This is a genomic window from Streptomyces sp. NPDC102274 (assembly GCF_044766385.1).
Lineage (GTDB): Bacteria > Actinomycetota > Actinomycetes > Streptomycetales > Streptomycetaceae > Streptomyces.
This window is the reverse complement of the sequence record NZ_JBIWLW010000025.1, coordinates 1-16,971: the sequence shown is the minus strand read 5'-3', so window position 1 is coordinate 16,971 and position 16,971 is coordinate 1. Positions and strand designations below refer to the sequence as shown.

The 16,971-nt window shown below is 69.9% G+C and carries 12 protein-coding genes and 3 pseudogenes; 5 read left to right on the top strand and 10 right to left on the bottom strand.

The window, feature by feature from the left end; all coding sequences use genetic code 11:
- Nucleotides 1-75: 75 nt before the first annotated feature.
- Entirely contained in the window at nucleotides 76-588 is a 513-nt protein-coding gene (locus tag ACIRQP_RS28460; RefSeq protein ID WP_403894449.1) for an FBP domain-containing protein, read from the bottom strand.
- 161 nt (nucleotides 589-749) lie between these two features.
- Between ACIRQP_RS28460 and ACIRQP_RS28455 the strand changes: the two genes are divergently transcribed.
- The gene (locus tag ACIRQP_RS28455) at nucleotides 750-1,880 is read left to right on the top strand and encodes a winged helix DNA-binding domain-containing protein (RefSeq protein ID WP_403894446.1); all 1,131 of its coding nucleotides are present in this window, start codon (nucleotides 750-752) and stop codon (nucleotides 1,878-1,880) included.
- A 69-nt stretch (nucleotides 1,881-1,949) separates the two neighbouring features.
- On the opposite strand, the gene lysA is transcribed toward ACIRQP_RS28455, so the two are convergent.
- The 3 genes from lysA to ACIRQP_RS28440 form a co-directional block, all read right to left on the bottom strand.
- Nucleotides 1,950-3,281: a diaminopimelate decarboxylase gene (lysA, locus tag ACIRQP_RS28450; protein WP_403894443.1), complete on the bottom strand. Its 1,332-nt coding sequence runs from the start codon at nucleotides 3,279-3,281 to the stop codon at nucleotides 1,950-1,952.
- Nucleotides 3,278-3,679, bottom strand: a complete 402-nt coding sequence (locus ACIRQP_RS28445; RefSeq protein WP_403894440.1) for an SAV_915 family protein — start codon at nucleotides 3,677-3,679, stop codon at nucleotides 3,278-3,280. Before ACIRQP_RS28445 ends, lysA begins: the two co-directional genes overlap by 4 nt.
- Before the next feature lie 289 nt (nucleotides 3,680-3,968).
- Nucleotides 3,969-4,823 carry a response regulator transcription factor gene (locus tag ACIRQP_RS28440; RefSeq protein WP_403894437.1) on the bottom strand — a complete coding sequence of 285 codons (855 nt, stop codon included), beginning with the start codon at nucleotides 4,821-4,823 and terminating at the stop codon, nucleotides 3,969-3,971.
- Nucleotides 4,824-4,929: 106 nt separating this feature from the next.
- Here ACIRQP_RS28440 and ACIRQP_RS28435 point away from each other — a divergent pair, with 106 nt between their 5' ends.
- Both ACIRQP_RS28435 and ACIRQP_RS28430 read left to right on the top strand, forming a co-directional pair.
- Entirely contained in the window at nucleotides 4,930-6,660 is a 1,731-nt protein-coding gene (locus tag ACIRQP_RS28435; protein ID WP_403894434.1) for an AMP-binding protein, read from the top strand.
- The gene (locus ACIRQP_RS28430; protein ID WP_403894431.1) at nucleotides 6,657-8,294 is read left to right on the top strand and encodes an AMP-binding protein; all 1,638 of its coding nucleotides are present in this window, start codon (nucleotides 6,657-6,659) and stop codon (nucleotides 8,292-8,294) included. The genes ACIRQP_RS28435 and ACIRQP_RS28430 overlap by 4 nt, the downstream gene beginning before the upstream one ends.
- A gap of 93 nt (nucleotides 8,295-8,387) precedes the next feature.
- On the opposite strand, the gene ACIRQP_RS28425 is transcribed toward ACIRQP_RS28430, so the two are convergent.
- Complete coding sequence (locus ACIRQP_RS28425; protein WP_403894428.1) at nucleotides 8,388-9,134, bottom strand: hypothetical protein; 747 nt, start codon at nucleotides 9,132-9,134, stop codon at nucleotides 8,388-8,390.
- Nucleotides 9,135-9,331: 197 nt separating this feature from the next.
- Here ACIRQP_RS28425 and gcl point away from each other — a divergent pair, with 197 nt between their 5' ends.
- A complete protein-coding gene (gene gcl, locus ACIRQP_RS28420; protein WP_403894701.1) occupies nucleotides 9,332-11,101 on the top strand; it encodes a glyoxylate carboligase in 1,770 nt (589 codons plus the stop codon).
- Between the two features lie 112 nt (nucleotides 11,102-11,213).
- Here gcl and ACIRQP_RS28415 read toward each other — a convergent pair whose 3' ends face one another.
- From ACIRQP_RS28415 to ACIRQP_RS28400, 4 genes and pseudogenes are all read right to left on the bottom strand, one after another.
- Nucleotides 11,214-11,570, bottom strand: coding sequence for a hypothetical protein (locus ACIRQP_RS28415; protein ID WP_403894425.1), 357 nt, complete (start codon nucleotides 11,568-11,570; stop codon nucleotides 11,214-11,216).
- A 606-nt stretch (nucleotides 11,571-12,176) separates the two neighbouring features.
- On the bottom strand, nucleotides 12,177-13,067 hold the full coding sequence (locus tag ACIRQP_RS28410) for a 2-hydroxy-3-oxopropionate reductase (protein WP_403894423.1): 891 nt from the start codon (nucleotides 13,065-13,067) through the stop codon (nucleotides 12,177-12,179).
- 98 nt (nucleotides 13,068-13,165) lie between these two features.
- Nucleotides 13,166-14,014 carry a TIM barrel protein gene (locus ACIRQP_RS28405; RefSeq protein ID WP_403894420.1) on the bottom strand — a complete coding sequence of 283 codons (849 nt, stop codon included), beginning with the start codon at nucleotides 14,012-14,014 and terminating at the stop codon, nucleotides 13,166-13,168.
- Nucleotides 14,015-14,511: 497 nt separating this feature from the next.
- Nucleotides 14,512-14,751: pseudogene (locus tag ACIRQP_RS28400) on the bottom strand (IS30 family transposase); the annotation flags it as partial.
- A 295-nt stretch (nucleotides 14,752-15,046) separates the two neighbouring features.
- On the opposite strand from ACIRQP_RS28400, the pseudogene ACIRQP_RS28395 reads away from it, so the two are divergent.
- Nucleotides 15,047-15,304: pseudogene (locus tag ACIRQP_RS28395) on the top strand (IS1380 family transposase); the annotation flags it as partial.
- Between the two features lie 239 nt (nucleotides 15,305-15,543).
- On the opposite strand, the pseudogene ACIRQP_RS28390 reads toward ACIRQP_RS28395, so the two are convergent.
- Nucleotides 15,544-16,971 (bottom strand): annotated as a pseudogene (locus tag ACIRQP_RS28390) (hypothetical protein); the annotation flags it as partial.

The window sequence follows — 16,971 nt, the reverse complement described above, 5'->3', positions numbered from 1 at the left end:
CGAGCGCGGACGGCGGTCCGGGGAGACCCGGGCCGCCGTCCGTTTCCTCGTACCGGCACCGCGGGACCGCGCCGGTCAGACCGCCGCTGTCGCGCCCTCGTGCAGCTTGTCCAGGAAGCGGTCCAGATTCGTCCGGGTCCTGGTCAGCCGCTCTTCCAGCGAGAGGGACTCCTCAAGCCGCCGGCCGAGGGACTTCTTCTTGCCCCGGACATACAGAGGGCACGCCAGGTCCGCGCACATGTACATCCCGACGGAATTGCCCTGCCGGCCCGCCGTGCCGACCTTCGGCGCGGTCATCAGATCTATCCCGGAGGCGGAGTGCGGGGTGACACAGATCGAGCAGATGCTCGACTTGAGGAAACTCTTCTGTCCGGACGACGCGCCACGCAGCGTGATGCCCACCCAGGCGCCCGCGCGCTCCGTCACGAGATAGCCACGGTCGGGGGCCCCGGGATCGCGCCAGCCCAGGAAGTCGAGATCGGCCCAGGGCAGGTCGGTCAGCTCCCGGGGGAGGTTCATTCTGCGGGCCTCGCCCTTGGAACAGTTGACGAACGATCCGCGGATCTCGTGCTCGGTGAGCGGCTTCATGGTTCGGAAGCTAACAAACCGGGCGCCCGCGTGTCGCGGGAATTTCCATCCGTACGGGTGCGGAACGCGGCGGATCGCGGACAAATCGCGGACAAATCGCGGACAGATTGCGGACAGATTGCGGACAGAAGTTGTCCGCGATGCCCGCTAATTTTCCGCGTATGGCTTCGAAGACGACGACACACCCCGTGCTCGGCCCCCGTGCCCTCAACCGGGCGACCCTGGAGCGCCAGCTCCTGCTGCGCCGCGCGGACAGGTCGGACATGCCGGCCAGGGCCGCCGTCGCCCATCTCCTCGGACTTCAGGCCCAGAACGTCAAGCCGCCGTATTTCCAGCTCGCCGCCCGTCTCGACGGCTTCGTGCCCGAGGACCTGTCCCGGCTGATGGCCGCCCGCGAGGTGGCCCGGCTGGTCACGATGCGCTCCACCATCCATACGCACACCGCCGACGACTGCCTCACCCTGCGCCCGCTCGTCCAGGCGGCGCGTGACAGGGAGCTGCGGTCCTTCCGCTCCGGGCTGACCGGGGTGGACCTGGCGCGGCTCGCCGCCGTCGGCCGGGAGCTGGTGGAGGAGCGGCCCCTGCCGCTGAAGGAGCTGCGGGCGGCGCTGGCCGACGAGTGGCCCGAGGCCGATCCGGCGGCGCTCACCGTTGCCGCGCGCTGCCTGCTGCCGCTCGTCCAGACCACCCCGCGCGGGCTGTGGGGGCAGAGCGGGCAGGTCACGGTGACCACCGCCGAGCGCTGGTTCGGCCGGCCCGCGGAGCCGGTGCCCACGCCGGACGGCACCGTGGCGCGCTATCTCGCCGCCTTCGGCCCGGCGTCCGTCAAGGACATGCAGACCTGGTCCGGGCTCACTCGGCTGCGGGAGGCCTTTGAGCGGCTGCGGCCCCGACTCCGCACCTTCCAGGACGCGAACGGCGTGGAGCTGTTCGATCTGCCCGACGTGCCCAGACCGGACGAGGACACCCCGGCGCCGCCGCGCTTCCTGCCCGAGTTCGACAATCTGCTGCTCTCGCACGCCGACCGGAGCAGGGTGATCCCGCCCGTGTACAAGGGGCGCGCGTCACGCGGGAACATCGCGTACCGGACCCTGCTGGTGGACGGCTTCCTCGCCGGGATCTGGCAGCTGACGGAAAGCCGGGACGGCGGCGCCGCGACACTGACCGTCCAGCTCTTCGATCCGCTGACCCGCGCACAGCGCGCGGAGGTGGCCGAGGAGGGGGAGCGGCTGCTCACCACCTTGTCCTCGGCCACCTCGTACGACCTCCGGTTCGGCGACTTCGCGCCGTAGGAGTCCTCGCCGTAGGGGTCCTTGCCGTTGTTGGATTACTCGCCGTCGGAGCCCTCGCCGTAGGGGTCCTCAGAGGCCGACGTCCCGGGCGCGCAGATCCTCGAAGCTCTCCCGGCGCACCAGCAGCCGCGATCTCCCCCCGGAGACCGCCACCACGGGCGGGCGGCCCGTCATGTTGTAGCCCGACGCCATCGACACGTGGTACGCCCCGGCGGCGGGCACCGCCAGCACGTCCCCGGGCCTGATGTCCTCCGGCAGCTCCACCGACTCCGCGAGCACATCGCCCGCCTCGCAGTGCCGGCCGACGACCGTCGTCGCGCGCATCGGCGCGTCGGACGCGCGGCCCACCCGGCGGACCGTGTACCGCGCCCCGTACAGCGCGGGCCGCGGATTGTCGCTCATCCCGCCGTCGACGGCGACGAAGACCTGCCCGGCGGTGCGCTTCACCGACAGCACCCGGTAGAGGGCGATCCCGGCCGGGGCGACGACCGAGCGGCCCGGTTCCACGGTCAGCCGCGGGACCGGCAGACCGTGCTCGGCGCAGGCACTCGCCAGCGTGCCGCTGATCAGCGCGCCGTACTCCGCGGGCGCCGGCGCCGGATCGCCCGGCAGATACGCCACCGCGAAACCGCCGCCCAGGTCCAGTTCGGGCAGGGTCACCCCGTACCGGTCGCGGAGGGCGGACATGAACGCCACCACCCGCCGTACCGCCTCCGCGTACGGGCCCGGCTCGGTGATCTGCGAGCCCAGATGGCAGTGCAGGCCCACGAGTTCGAGCCGGGGCTGACCGAGGACGCGGGCGATCGTTTCCTCCGCGCTCCCGTCCGCGATGGACAGCCCGAACTTCTGGCCGTCCGCTCCCGTACGGATCTTGGGGTGTGCGCCCGCCTCGATCCCGGGCAGTACGCGGACCATCACCTGCTGAGGGTCCGGCCCCTGCACCTGGGCCGCCAGCCGGGCCGTCTCGCAGGCCGAGTCGATGACGACGCGGCCGACACCGAGGCGCAGCGCGGTCCTCAGGTCCTGCGGGGATTTGGCGTTGCCGTGCAGCACGATCCGCTCGGGCGGGAAGCCGCGCGTGGCCGCCAGCTCCAGTTCGCCCGCTGAACAGACGTCGAGGCCGAGGCCCTCCTGCTCCATCCAGTCGACGACGGCCCGGCACAGGAACGCCTTGGCGGCGTAGACGACATCGGCGTCGGGCAGCGCCTGGCGCCAGGCCCGCGCACGGGCCCGTACCTCGTCCTCGTCCAGGACATAGGTGGGGGTTCCATGGCGCTCGGCCAGTTCCGCGAGGGAGACTCCGGCCACCGCGATATCGCCGCCCGGGGCGAGGGCCGCGGACGCGGGCCAGACCGTCGGTGTGTTCAACTCGCTGACCAGCAGCAGAGGTTCGGCGGTCATACGGCCATCGCCTCCGGCACCTCCAGGGCGCGCCGGGCACAGGGCCCGGACGGCGCGGGCCGCCCGCTGATGGCGGGAGCGGTCAGCTGCGGATCGACGGTGACGAGGGCCGCGCCGAGCGGTTCGGCGAGCGCGCGCAGCGCGGGCTCCGCGAGCCTGATCCACGCCTGTCCCTCGCCGAGGACGGCCGTCAGCCGCAGGCTGCTGGTGAAACCGATCGCGGTCCGCGCGCCGAGCGGCGTGCGCGCGAACCGCAGCTGGTGGCCGCCGGCCGAGCCGAGCCGTACGGGTACGTACAGCGGCCGGGCCGTGCGGGGTTCGTCGGGGTCGGCGTCGGGGTCCGCGGCCGGGGCGGGGTCCGAACCGCCGTCCGCGTCCTCGGAAATGAGGCGCTCCATGGTGTCCTCCCAGGGGAGTCGATCGCTGTCTGACCGGTCGGGGTATCCGTACGCTCCGACACCTGGAAGCTTCGCCCCGCGTGGGGCGAAATGACCGGGCCATAACGCGGCGTTGACCTGGGGAGACCTCATTTTGACGCGATCCTGGCACCGCGCCGACCCGGACGGACCCGCTCGTGCCCGCTCTGACCTGCCGGTGCTCGTCCGACCCGCTCGGACCGGCTCGAACCCACTCAGTCCGCTCGGCCCGTCACCGCGCGGGCCCCGGCCATCGCGCGGCCGGGCCAGGTCAGGGCAGCAGACCCGCCCGGCGCGCCGCGACCACCGCCTCCAGCCGGGTGTGTGTCCCCAGCTTGCGCATCGCCGAGCGCAGATACCCCTTCACCGTCTCCGGCCGCAGACCGAGCAGTTCGGCCGCCGCCGCGTTGGTCGACCCCGACGCGACGCAGGTCAGCACGTCCACCTCGCGCGGCGCCAGCGTGACCGGGGTCCGGCGCGGCGCGGTGCCCGCCGGGGCGGACGCGTCCATCGGGTCCGACGCGCCGGCCAGGCGCCCGCAGACGCTGAGCAGTTCCGCGCGCAGCTCCGCGTCGACGACACGGGGCGCCAGCGCCCGCAGATCGCTGTGCGCCGCGCGGACCTCCTCCCAGGCCGCGGGGCCGGGCGTGGGCTCGCGGCTGACATCGAGCAGCCGCCGTACCTCGTCCCGTACGACCAGCGCCTGCTCCACGTCCCGCGCGGCGGCGACCGCCGCGTCGAAGGTGCGCTCGCCGATCGGCTGGGCGCTGCGCAGGGCTCCGTACAGCACCCCGCGCACGCTGCGCCGTACGACCACCGGCACCGCGAGCACCGAGCGCAGGCCCTCCGCCGCCACCGCCGCGTCGTACTCGTGGCTGATGTGCCGCGCCACGCGGTAGTCGGTCACCGCGCACGGCCGCGACAGCGCGATGGACTTGCCGCCCAGACCGTTGCCGGCGGAGATCGCCAGGCCGCGTAGCGCGCCCGTGAACGCGCCGTTCAGCTCGGCGATGTTCAGCCGTCCCGCCTCGTGCGTCAGCCCGCCGAACGCCACCGGCAGCCCGGTCGTCCTGCGCAGCCGCAGCAGCGCGGCCCGCATCTCCACCGCCTCGACCGGTTCGGCCACGCCTCTTCCTCCCGTCGCCACCGCCCCCCACCCCCATCCGGGGGTGGTGAGACCCATGTCACTGATTACACGATGTCAGAGAGTGGTCCGGCAATGAGGAGGACACATGACGGCTAGGAAGCCGAGGGCGGCCGACCGTCCGGCCGATCCGACCGAGCGGTTCCGGGCGGCCCGGGACTTCCTCCTGGCGCACCGGGAGGATTACGCGACGGCGTACGCGGGCTTCGACTGGCCGCGTCCCGAACGCTTCAACTGGGCCCTGGACTGGTTCGACCGGATCGCCGAGGGCGCGGACGGGCGGGGCAACGACCGTGTCGCCCTGCATATCGTCGAGGAGGACGGCCGCCAGGTCCGCGTCACCTTCGCGGAGATGTCCGCCCGCTCCAACCGCGCCGCCAACTGGCTGCGTGAGCAGGGCGTACGGGCCGAGGACCGCGTCGTCGTCATGCTCGGCAACCAGGTCGAACTGTGGGAGACCGCGCTCGCCGCGATGAAGCTGCGGGCCGTCGTCATCCCCGCCACCCCGCTTCTCGGCCCCGCCGATCTGCGCGACCGTGTCGAGCGCGGCCGGGCCGCGCATGTGATCGTCCGCGCCGAGGACACCGGGAAGTTCGACGCGATCCCGGGCCGCTTCACAAGGATCGTGGTGGGCGCCGGCCAGGGGGGCGCCCCGGAGGTCTGGTCCCCGTACGAGGACGCGTACGACCGGTCCGCCGTCTTCGAGCCGGACGGCGCCACCCACGCGGACGATCCGCTGATGCTGTACTTCACCTCCGGCACGACCGCCCGTCCCAAACTGGTCGAGCACACGCATGTCTCGTATCCGATCGGCCATCTCGCGACGATGTACTGGATCGGGCTCAAGCCGGGCGATGTCCATCTGAACATCGCCTCACCCGGCTGGGCCAAGCACGCCTGGTCGAACCTCTTCGCCCCCTGGAACGCCGAGGCGACCGTCTTCCTCCACAACTACACGCGCTTCGACCCCGCGAGGCTGATGGCGGAGATGGACGGGGCGGGCGTCACCAGCTTCTGCGCCCCGCCCACGGTCTGGCGGATGCTGATCCAGGCCGATCTGACCCAGCTGCGTACGCCGCCGCGCGAGGCAGTCGCGGCGGGCGAGCCGCTCAACCCGGAGGTCATCGAGACGGTCCGGCGCGCGTGGGGCGTGACGATCAGGGACGGCTTCGGCCAGACCGAGACGGCCGTGCAGGTCGCCAATTCGCCGGGCCAGCCGCTCAAGTCCGGGTCCATGGGACGGCCGACGCCCGGCTTCAAGGTCGAACTGCTCGACCCGGTCAGCGGCGCGCCCGGCGCGCGGGAGGGCGAGATCGCGCTCGATCTCTCCACCCGTCCGGTCGGTCTGATGACGGGCTACCACGGCGACCCCGACCGTACGGCGGAGGCGATGGCCGGCGGCTACTACCGGACCGGTGACATCGGCGCGCGCGACGCGGACGGCTACATCACCTACATCGGCCGCAGCGACGACGTCTTCAAGGCGAGCGATTACAAGATCTCGCCGTTCGAGCTGGAGAGCGCGCTGCTGGAGCACGAGGCCGTCGCCGAGGCCGCGGTCGTCCCCGCGCCCCATCCGACGCGGCTCGCCGTGCCGAAGGCGTATGTCGTCCTCGCCGAGGGCTGGGAGCCGGGCCCCGACACCGCGAAGGTCATCTTCGCGCACTCACGGGCGGTCCTCGCGCCGTACAAGCGCGTGCGCCGGCTGGAGTTCGCCGAGCTGCCCAAGACCGTGTCCGGGAAAATCCGCCGGATCGAACTGCGGGAGCGTACGGCACAGGGGTCCGGCGCCGAGTACGACGAGGGGGATCTGCGATGACGACGGGGACCACCGCGACGGTGAACTCGTACACACACGGCGTCGGGACGACCCCGCTGCTCGGTGACACGATCGGTGCCAACCTCGACCGGGCGATCGCCGCCTTCCCCGACCGGGAGGCGCTGGTCGACGTCCCTTCCGGGCGGCGCTGGACCTACGCGGAGTTCGGCGCGGCGGTCGGCGAACTGGCGCGGGCGCTGCTCGGGCGCGGTGTGGCGAAGGGCGACCGGGTCGGGATCTTGGCGGTCAACTGCCCCGAGTGGCTGCTCGTGCAGTACGCCACCGCCCGGATCGGCGCGATCATGGTGAACATCAACCCGGCCTATCGCGCGCACGAGGTGGAGTTCGTGCTCCGCCAGTCCGGGGTCTCCGTACTCGTCGCCTCCCTCGCCCACCGGTCCAGCGACTACCGCGCCCTCGTCGAGGAGGTCCGCGCGCGCTGCCCCGAGCTGCGCTCCGTGCACTACATCGGTGACCCGAGCTGGGACGAACTGATCGCCACCGCAGGTGAGGTGACGGTGAATCAGCTCGCCGCGCGCGAGGCCGCGCTCTCCTGCGACGACCCGGTCAACATCCAGTACACCTCGGGCACCACCGGCTTTCCCAAGGGCGCCACCCTCTCCCACCACAACATCCTCAACAACGGCTATTTCGTGGGCGAGACGGTCGGCTACACGGAACAGGACCGCGTCTGTCTGCCGGTGCCCTTCTACCACTGTTTCGGCATGGTCATGGGCAACCTCGGCGCCACCTCCCACGGCGCGTGCGTGGTCATCCCGGCGCCGTCGTTCGAGGCCGGGGCGACACTGCGCGCCGTCGAGCGGGAGCGCTGCACCTCGCTGTACGGCGTGCCGACGATGTTCATCGCGGAGCTGAACCTTCCCGACTTCGTCTCGTACGATCTCTCCTCGCTGCGCACCGGCATCATGGCGGGCTCGCCCTGCCCGGTGGAGGTGATGAAGCGGGTCGTCGCCGAGATGAACATGGCCGAGGTCTCCATCTGTTACGGCATGACCGAGACCTCACCGGTCTCCACCCAGACCCGGCGCGACGACGATCTGGAACGCCGTACGGGCACGGTCGGCCGGGCCCTGCCGCATATCGAGGTCAAGGTGATCGACCCGGTCAGCGGGGTGACACTGCCGCGCGGCACGGCGGGCGAGCTCTGCACGCGGGGCTACAGCGTGATGCTCGGCTACTGGAACGAGCCCGAGCGTACGGCCGAGGTCATCGACGCGGGCCGGTGGATGCACACCGGCGATCTGGCGGTGATCCGGGAGGACGGCTACGCCCAGATCGTCGGCCGGATCAAGGACATGATCATCAGGGGCGGTGAGAACGTCTCTCCCCGGGAGATCGAGGAGTTCCTGTACGGCCACCCGAAGGTCGCGGACGTGCAGGTGGTCGGTGTCCCCGACGAGAAGTACGGGGAGGAGATCCTGGCCTGTCTGATCCCGCGCGACCCGGCCGATCCGCCGACGTTGGCGGACATCGTGTCGTACTGCCGGGAACGGCTCGCGCACTACAAGATCCCGCGCCGGGTGGAGATCGTGGCCGAGTTCCCGATGACGGTGAGCGGGAAGGTGCGGAAGATCGAGCTGCGCGAGCGGTTCTCGGGGCCTTCGGGGACCTGACCGGCTTCGGCGTGCCCGCGCGGTACGTCGCAGCGCCCGCGCGGTACGTCGGCGTGCCCGCGCGGTATGTCCGAGCGCCCGCTCGGTACGTCGTCAGGACGCGCCGGACGAGACCAGTTCGTCCGCCGGGCCATTGACGGGCTGCGGCGCACCCGTGAGATCCAGGACGAAGAGCGGGACCCCGAGAACGTCCGCGCGGGCACGGGCGTCGTCCGCGTACCCCGCCAGGGAGAAGTAGACGCTCGTCACCGACGCGTTCATACCGTTGAGCCAGAGGCACTCGACGGAGCGCAGGGACGCCGGGCTGGTGGTCGGGTCGACCTGGGCGACCACATCGGGTCCGCGCAGACCGGTGCCGGGCGTGCTGATACCGGGCGACGGCGGCTCCCCGGACTCGACGACACTCTTGAAGCCGAGCCAGCGCAGATAGAGCGCGGCCGTCGTCACCGCGTCATGGGCCGTACGGATCGTCACCGGGCGGAACCCCGGGCGCGGCGCGGCTTCGGTGCGGAGCAGCGGGACACGCGTGGGCCGCTCGGGGGCGGGCCGATCCGACGCGGGCCGCTCGGGCTCGGGCGTCACCGCCTCCACCGCGATCCGCAGCATCGCTCCGCACGGGCAGCCCAGCTCCGGCCGCGGCCACTGGTCCTCGCGCGCGCAGGCCGTACAGCGGACCGTCACCCACTCGTCCGCCCAGGCACGCCGGGTGACCGCCTCCACAGAAGCGTTCCCGAGCAGCGTCGGTGCCACCGGAGCCCCGCACGCGCACGGATAGACCGACGCCGTCAACGTATGGCGGCTGCCGCACGACGGGCAGCACACCGAAACGCCCTCTCCCATCTCGACCTCCCCGTTCATCGTCCACCAAGGGCGGGCCGTGGGGGAGGGTCTTCGGCTATCCCTTGACGTCACATCGCGAGGACCTTAAATTGATTCCGTATAGCAGAACAAAACTTCCGCATCACGGAATTAGTGCTCTCAGGTGGCGCGACAGAGCCCTGATCCGCCGGCCGAAGCAGGAGCACTTCATGCCTCGAATGACCGCCGCCCGAGCGGCAGTTGAGATCCTCAAGCGCGAAGGCGTCAGCAACGCGTTCGGTGTGCCGGGCGCCGCGATCAACCCCTTCTATGCCGCCCTCAAGGCCGCGGGCGGGGTTCATCACACGCTCGCCCGCCATGTCGAGGGCGCCTCGCACATGGCCGAGGGCTACACCCGTACGCACCCGGGCAACATCGGTGTCTGCGTCGGTACGTCCGGGCCCGCGGGCACCGACATGATCACCGGTCTGTACTCCGCGATCGGCGACTCCATCCCGATCCTCTGCATCACCGGCCAGGCGCCGACCGCGGTGATCCACAAGGAGGACTTCCAGGCCGTCGACATCGCCTCGATCGCGCGGCCGGTCACCAAGGCCGCGACGACCGTCCTGGAGGCCGCGCAGGTCCCCGGCGTCTTCCAGCAGGCGTTCCACCTCATGCGCTCGGGACGCCCCGGGCCGGTCCTCATCGATCTGCCGCTCGATGTCCAGCTCACCGAGATCGAGTTCGACCCGGAGACCTACGAGCCGCTGCCGGTCTATCGGCCGGCCGCCTCGCGCGCGCAGGTCGAGAAGGCCGTCAGGATGCTGAACGCGTCCGAGCGCCCGCTGATCGTCGCCGGAGGCGGTGTCATCAACGCCGACGCCTCCGACCTGCTGGTCGAGTTCGCCGAACTCACCGGCACGCCGGTCGTGCCGACCCTGATGGGCTGGGGCATCATCGCCGACGACCACGACCTGAACGCCGGCATGGTGGGGCTCCAGACCTCGCACCGCTACGGCAACGCCACGTTCCTGGAGTCCGACTTCGTCCTCGGCATCGGCAACCGCTGGGCCAACCGCCACACCGGCAAGCTCGATGTCTATACGCGCGGACGCACCTTCGTCCATGTCGACATCGAGCCCACCCAGATCGGCAAGATCTTCGCCCCGGACTATGGCATCGCCTCGGACGCCAAGGCCGCCCTCACACTCTTCGTCGAGGTGGCGAAGGAGCTGAAGGCCGCGGGCGAACTGCCCGACCGCGCCGCGTGGGCCGCCTCCGCGCGGGAACGCAAGGCCACGCTGCACCGGCGTACCCACTTCGACAACGTGCCGCTCAAACCGCAGCGCGTGTACGAGGAGATGAACCGCGCCTTCGGTCCCGAGACCCGGTACGTCACCACCATCGGCCTCTCCCAGATCGCCGGCGCGCAGATGCTGCATGTCTACAAGCCGCGCCACTGGATCAACTGCGGCCAGGCCGGCCCGCTCGGCTGGACCATCCCCGCCGCGCTGGGGGTGGCCACCGCCGACCCCGACGCCACGGTCGTCGGGCTCTCCGGCGACTACGACTTCCAGTTCATGCTCGAAGAGCTGGCGGTCGGCGCGCAGCACCGCATCCCGTATGTGCATGTGCTGGTGAACAACTCGTATCTGGGCCTGATCCGTCAGGCGCAGCGCAACTTCGACATCGACTTCCAGGTCAATCTGGAGTTCGAGAACCTCAACTCGCCGGAGCTGGGTGTCTACGGCGTCGACCATGTGAAGGTCGCCGAGGGCCTGGGCTGCAAGGCGATCCGGGTCACCGAGCCCGACCAGCTGCTGCCGGCCTTCGAGCAGGCCAAGAAGCTGGCCGCCGAGTTCCGGGTCCCCGTGATCGTCGAGGCGATCCTCGAACGCGTCACCAATATCGCGATGAGCGGCAGCGACATCGCGAGCGTGAACGAGTTCGAGGACCTCGCCACCGAGCCGTGGCACGCGCCCACGGAGATCCTGCCGCTGACCTGACCCCGACCGGGCGGCAGCGAGGGCCCCGCACCGGAGCGATCCGGTGCGGGGCCCTCTGCCGCGTCCGCCGCCCTCCCAAGGGCTTTGAGGACACTCCCCAGGGCCGGTACGCTCACCCGCCGCAGCCCCCGCATCCGCCGCAGCCACCGCCACAGCCCCCACCGCCGTCGCCCCCGCATCCGCCGGACTCCGTCCCGGACTTTTCCTTCGGCTCCGGCTCCTTCGTGCCCGAGGAGTGCGACCCCGATGAGCCGTCGGCCCACCAGCTGTGGCCGCTCTCCTCGGCGCCCGCCGGTGCCGCGTGCGAGGTGACTCCGCCCATCACCATCATGAGCACGCCCCCGAGGGCGCCGAGCCAGACCAGTCCGGAAGGCCCCGCACCGGAAACGGCGGAGCCGACCCCGACGACGAATGCTCCGATCCCCGACACGGCGAGCACGAGAGCGGCCTTCCGCCGCAATGAGTTCACAGCCTCAGTGTCCGCCCGGTACCGGGCACGCGAAAGAGCGTGGAGTACGGGAAATATCCGTACTCCACGCTGTGCGCGGGGGGTTGGGGGAGGCATGAGTCGTCGGGACCGCGGCGGCGGCGACGGGAGACGCACGGTCCTTCCCTCAGGCCGGGAAGAACCGCCGTTCCCCTCACCACCGCACTGGCTCGCTCGCCGCCGCGGTCCTTTCGCTGCCCGCACCGTCGGCAACCCCTCATACGGGGCCGACGGTACGGGACGACGCACGGGAGCTGACCTCCCGTCATCTCCCGTGCGTGGCTCGATTGTCCAGCCGGTCGTTCGGTACGCCGCTCAGTCCGCGCGCGACGCGCGGACCGCGTCCTGGAGGCGCGCCGCGCCGTCAGCGCCCGCTTCGGAGCGGTGACCTTCCGCGCGGGCGCGGGGGCCGCTGACGGTTTCAGGAGCGTAAATTCACACCGAACGTGACATCGACAGTTTGTTGAAAGTGGAGATTGTGGCTCCGAGGGGGCGGGGTGGGTTCCGGGCGGCGGCGACGCCTGGGCGCGACAGGACAGGTGTCAGCGCCACCGCTGCCCGGAGATCAGGGGAGCCGGCCGGCCGGGCTCAGACCTCGGTGCCCGACAGGCGCTCGACCGCGCGCAGCAGAGCGGAGTGGTCGAGCCCGCCGTCGCCCTGCGCCCGCAGGGAGGCGACGAGCTGGGCCACGACGGCGCCCACGGGGAGGGCGGCGCCCACATTGCGGGCGGCGTCGGTAACGATGCCCATGTCCTTGTGGTGCAGATCGATCCGGAAGCCGGGCTTGAAGTCGCGGTTGAGGAAGTTGTCCTTCTTACGGGTCAGCACGGTCGACCCGGCCAGCCCGCCGTTGAGGACGTCCAGCGCGGCGGTGAGATCCACGCCGGACTTCTCCAGGAAGACCACGGCCTCGGCGCACGCCTGGATGTTCACGGCCACGATCAGCTGGTTGGCGGCCTTCACCGTCTGGCCCGAGCCGTGCGGCCCGCACCGCACGATGGTCTTGCCGAGCGCGTCCAGCAGCGGCTTCGCCTCGTCGAAGTCGGCCTGTTCGCCGCCGACCATGATGGAGAGGACCGCCTCGATGGCGCCCGCCTCGCCGCCGGAGACCGGGGCGTCCAGGACGCGGATGCCCTTCTCGGCCGCGTTCTTCGCCAGATCCACCGATGTCTGCGGGGTGATGGACGACATGTCGATCAGCAGCGCGCCGGACCGGGCGTTCGCGAGGATGCCGTCCTCTCCGTACGCGATGGCCTCGACCTGCGGGGAGGCGGGCACCATCGTGACGATCACATCGGCGTCCCGTACCGCCTCGGCGATCGAGCCCGCGGCCGTACCACCGGCCGCGGCCAGCCGGTCCAGCTTTTCCCGCTCCAGCGTGAAGCCGGTCACGGAGTAGCCGGCCTTGATCAGATTCTCGGACATGGGGGAGCCCATGATGCCGAGACCGATCCACGCGATCGTGGGGAGATTACTCATCAGGGTGCCTCTTTCGATACCCGCGCACATCACAACACGCGCGTGAATACGGTCAGTTGGCGGGCCTGCGGTCGGGGACCCGGGCCCTGGCGAGCCGGTCAGGCCCCCGCGGCGAGCCAGCCGAAGGACTCGGCGCTCGGCCGGTCGCCCGGCTTGTACTCCAGGCCGACCCAGCCGGTGTACCCGGCCTTCCGCAGCCGGTCGAGGAGGTCCCCGAGCGGCAGCGATCCGGTGCCCGGCGCGCCACGGCCCGGGTTGTCCGCGATCTGTACGTGGCCGGTCCTGTCGGCGTACCGGTCGATGACCTCGTTCAGGTCCTCGCCGTTCATCGACAGGTGGTAGAGATCGAGCAGGAACGCGGCGTTGCCGAGACCGGTGGCCGCGTTGACCTTGTCCACGACCTCGACCGCGGAGGGGGCGCTCACCAGCGGATAGAGAGGGGACTCCGGCTTGTTGAGGGCCTCGATCAGCAGGGTCGCCCCGACCCGGTCGGCCGCGCGGGCCGCCCGTACGAGGTTCTCCAGGGCCAGCTCGTCCTGTGCCCGCGGGTCGACGCCCTCGACGCGGTTGCCGTACAGCGCGTTGAGAGCCTTGCACCCGGTGGCAGCGGCGAAGTCGGCCGCGACCTCGATATTGGCGACGAACCGGTCGGACTCCTCACCGGGCACCGAGAGCGCCCCGCGGTCCGGTCCGGGCAGCTGTCCGGCGTAGAAGTTCAGCCCCACCAGCTGCGTGCCCGCGTCGTCGAGCGCCTTCCCCAGGGCGTCGAGCTCGGCCTGCGGCGGGGTGGGGGTGTCGGTCCAGGGCCACCAGAGCTCCACCGCGCCGAAGCCGGCCGCCGCCGCGGCGGCGGGGCGCTCCAGCAGCGGGAGCTCGGTGAAGAGGATGGACAGGTTCACATCGAAGCGCTGCTCGGTGCCGCGCCCGTTCGTGAAGAGAGGGGCCATGAGGAGTCAGGCGCTCCTTCCGTATCGCGGAAGTTATCTTCTGCTTGATGGAAGACTGCCTGGGTGGCTCGGGGGCTGTCAAGGGGGGCTCCCGGAATTCGTCGCCCGCACAGTAGGTTGAGCGCGTGCGATTGAGAGTCAAGTCCTGCTGCGCGGCTCTGACCTGCGGGGACGCACGCTGATCTGTGCTGACCTGCAGAAAAGCCCCTCAAATGTTCTCGCTGCTTCGCAGCGTTTTCCAGGTGCGTGTGCCCTGGATGTGCCCTCTGGGCGGACGAATCAGGGGCGTTTTGTAGTGATGCGGCGTCGGTCCGACTTGGCGCAGGTCGTAACTACGGTCCAGGGGCGTCCGGTCGATCCATGGCAGGTGCGTAGTGCCGGGTCAGGGCCTCACAGTCCGGGGAGTCCGCGCAGTTGGTGAGACCTGTGTGAGAGCGCGTGAGACGACGAAGCCCCGCCGGAAGGGCGAATTCCAGGGGTCGTTGCAACACAAGTGATCAACTGGCTGTGGTCAGGAGCTTAGCGAGGCGCTCGGCTGGGGTTTCCCAGCCGAGCGTTTTGCGTGGGCGGCTGTTGAGTTCGGCGGCGACGGCGTTCAGGTGCTCGCGGGTGTAGACGGCGAGGCTGGTGCCCTTGGGGAAGTACTGCCGCAGCAGGCCGTTGATGTTTTCGTTGGAGCCGCGCTGCCAGGGGCTGGCGGGTTTGCGGAAGTAGACCGGGATGTCGGTGGCGAGGGTGCCTCATGCACCACGCTCACCTCGTGACCGCCGCAGAGTTTACACCGCGAAGGATACGCATCTCGTCGGCGAGCCGCTTCCGAATCCGCTTGACGGCGGTGTTGCTGGGCTTTATGAGGAGCTTGCCGTTGTGGTAACGGCGGATATTGAAGCGTCGGGTAGCGGGGACGCATTGCTGCGTCCCCGCCCCTAACCTCGCCGTTTCGGTTGGGTCGGCGTCGATTGGTGGCTGGTAACGCGAAAGTGCCTTCTGAACTGGGACGATGAACCTTGTCGAGGGGTTCTATCGGTCCAAGTGGAAGGCACTTTCTGCGTGAAGGCTATCGGTTCGCGTCCCCGGGTTCATGTCTCCGCTGACGGAACGGGGGTGGTCGGGCATGCCGGAGGACGTCTACTGGCCGATCTCGCCGATGCAACCGGGCTGACGAGTGCGTACTCCACCGTGCTGGGTCCGCTGCGGCCGCGTGGGACCGGCCACGATCCCGGCCGGGTCGCCGTCGATCTGGCGGTGACCCTCGCAGGCGGCGGTGAGACCATCACGGACTTGGCCGTAGGTCAGGGCGGTTGAGTACGGCAGGTTCTTCTTCTCGTCCGGATGCTGCTGGCTTTTCTGCTCGTCGTCTCCGTTGCTTTTCAGCTTCTCCCATTCATCCCGCACGCTGCGCGGGAAGATCCGTACGTACACCTTCTGGCCCTTGACGAGTTCGGGGGTGCAGCGCAGGGTGAGGGTGCTCGGGAGAGTCGCGGTGGTGTCACTCAATGCTGTGATCTCTTTCGGGAAGAAGCGTTGGGCTATGCGGAGAGGGCGAGGTCGACGCCTGCATAGGTCAGGAACGCGTTGACCGCTTCGCCGTACAGTTCGGCCATCTGCCGGCGTTCTTCCGGCAGCCACCGGGAGGCCATGCGTTCGATGATGCTGGCCAGGTCGGAGCTCCATGTCTCATCGTGGAAGGCGTAGTCCACGAAGTGCAGTTCCATGTTGGTACCGCCGCGCCGTGCTCGGCCGGCGAGCTGGATGAGGGACACCAGCATTCCGGCGACCATCTGTTCCTGGAGGACGAGGTCCATGGTCGAAAGCTGCGGGGAGGAGCGCAGAATGGTGGCCAGGTGGTCGCGTGCTGCGGTGCGAGCCGTCTGCAGAGCCTGGACGGGATCCGACACACCAGATACGGGCAACGAGTTGATGCCTGCGGCGTTGACACTGCCGTACATCCAGGTGGGATCGTCGATGATCAGCGGGGGCCTCACGCACAGGTAGATGGAGTGGATGGCTGAGCGGAGATTGACGACGATGTTGAGTCCTCTGGCGATGTTAGCCAGGGGAGCGATCAGAATGTCGCCGAATTGGGGGAATTCCTCGACCTCCTCGACAGTGATACGGCGGACCAGTGACGGGTCGGGAAGGTAGCGGACGTTGCTGAGGCGGTCTTCTTCCCGGACGAGGACGCACACTCGGTGGGAGAGTCCTTTCGCCTTGGCGATGCCAGTGGCGATGTGGCCGCACTGTTCGTAGCTGTTGGCGGTGAGGATCACGCGGGCGCGGGTGCGGGTCGATTCCGATTTGGCCAGGCGCGTGAGTTTCCTCGACAGCTTTGTCTCGTAAAGGCGTTCACCGATTTCGCGCAGGGCTTCGGGCTTGTCGGAGGGAAACTGGCCGGCGATCGGGATGCGTTCTCCGGCCTTGCGGTGGCCGTTGCCGTAGGTGACGGCCGAGGACTCGACCAGGATGGATTCTTCCTGGGCGTCGGTCATCCACCACATCACGGGGGCGTGGACGTGCTCTTTGACCGCCTGGGGGAAGTAGGCCGTGGCGGAGAGCCCGAAGATGGGCCGCTCCACGCCGGCGGTGATCAGTGAGACGAGTCCGCCGAGTTCCGACACGTAGGTGTGCGGGTCGCCGGCCATGTGCTGTGTGGAGAGCTTGGCGTCCTTCTCCGGGTTCTTCATGCCGGTGACCCGGTAGCCGTTGATCGGCCTGCCGATTGTTCCGTGCGGAAGTACGTCGGCGATGCCGCCGGAGCGCATCGAGTCGATGATGCGGTTGGCGGTGAGCAGCCCGGAGTGACGCAGGGACTGGGCGGTGTCGCGCAGAACGGCGAGCGACACGTCTAGGGCCTGTTGCAACAGTGGATCTTGTTCGTTCATGATCGTGTTTTGTGGGACGTGGAGATCTGACGAACGACCAGTGGGCCCGGCTTGAGCCGTTGCTGCCGCTGGGCA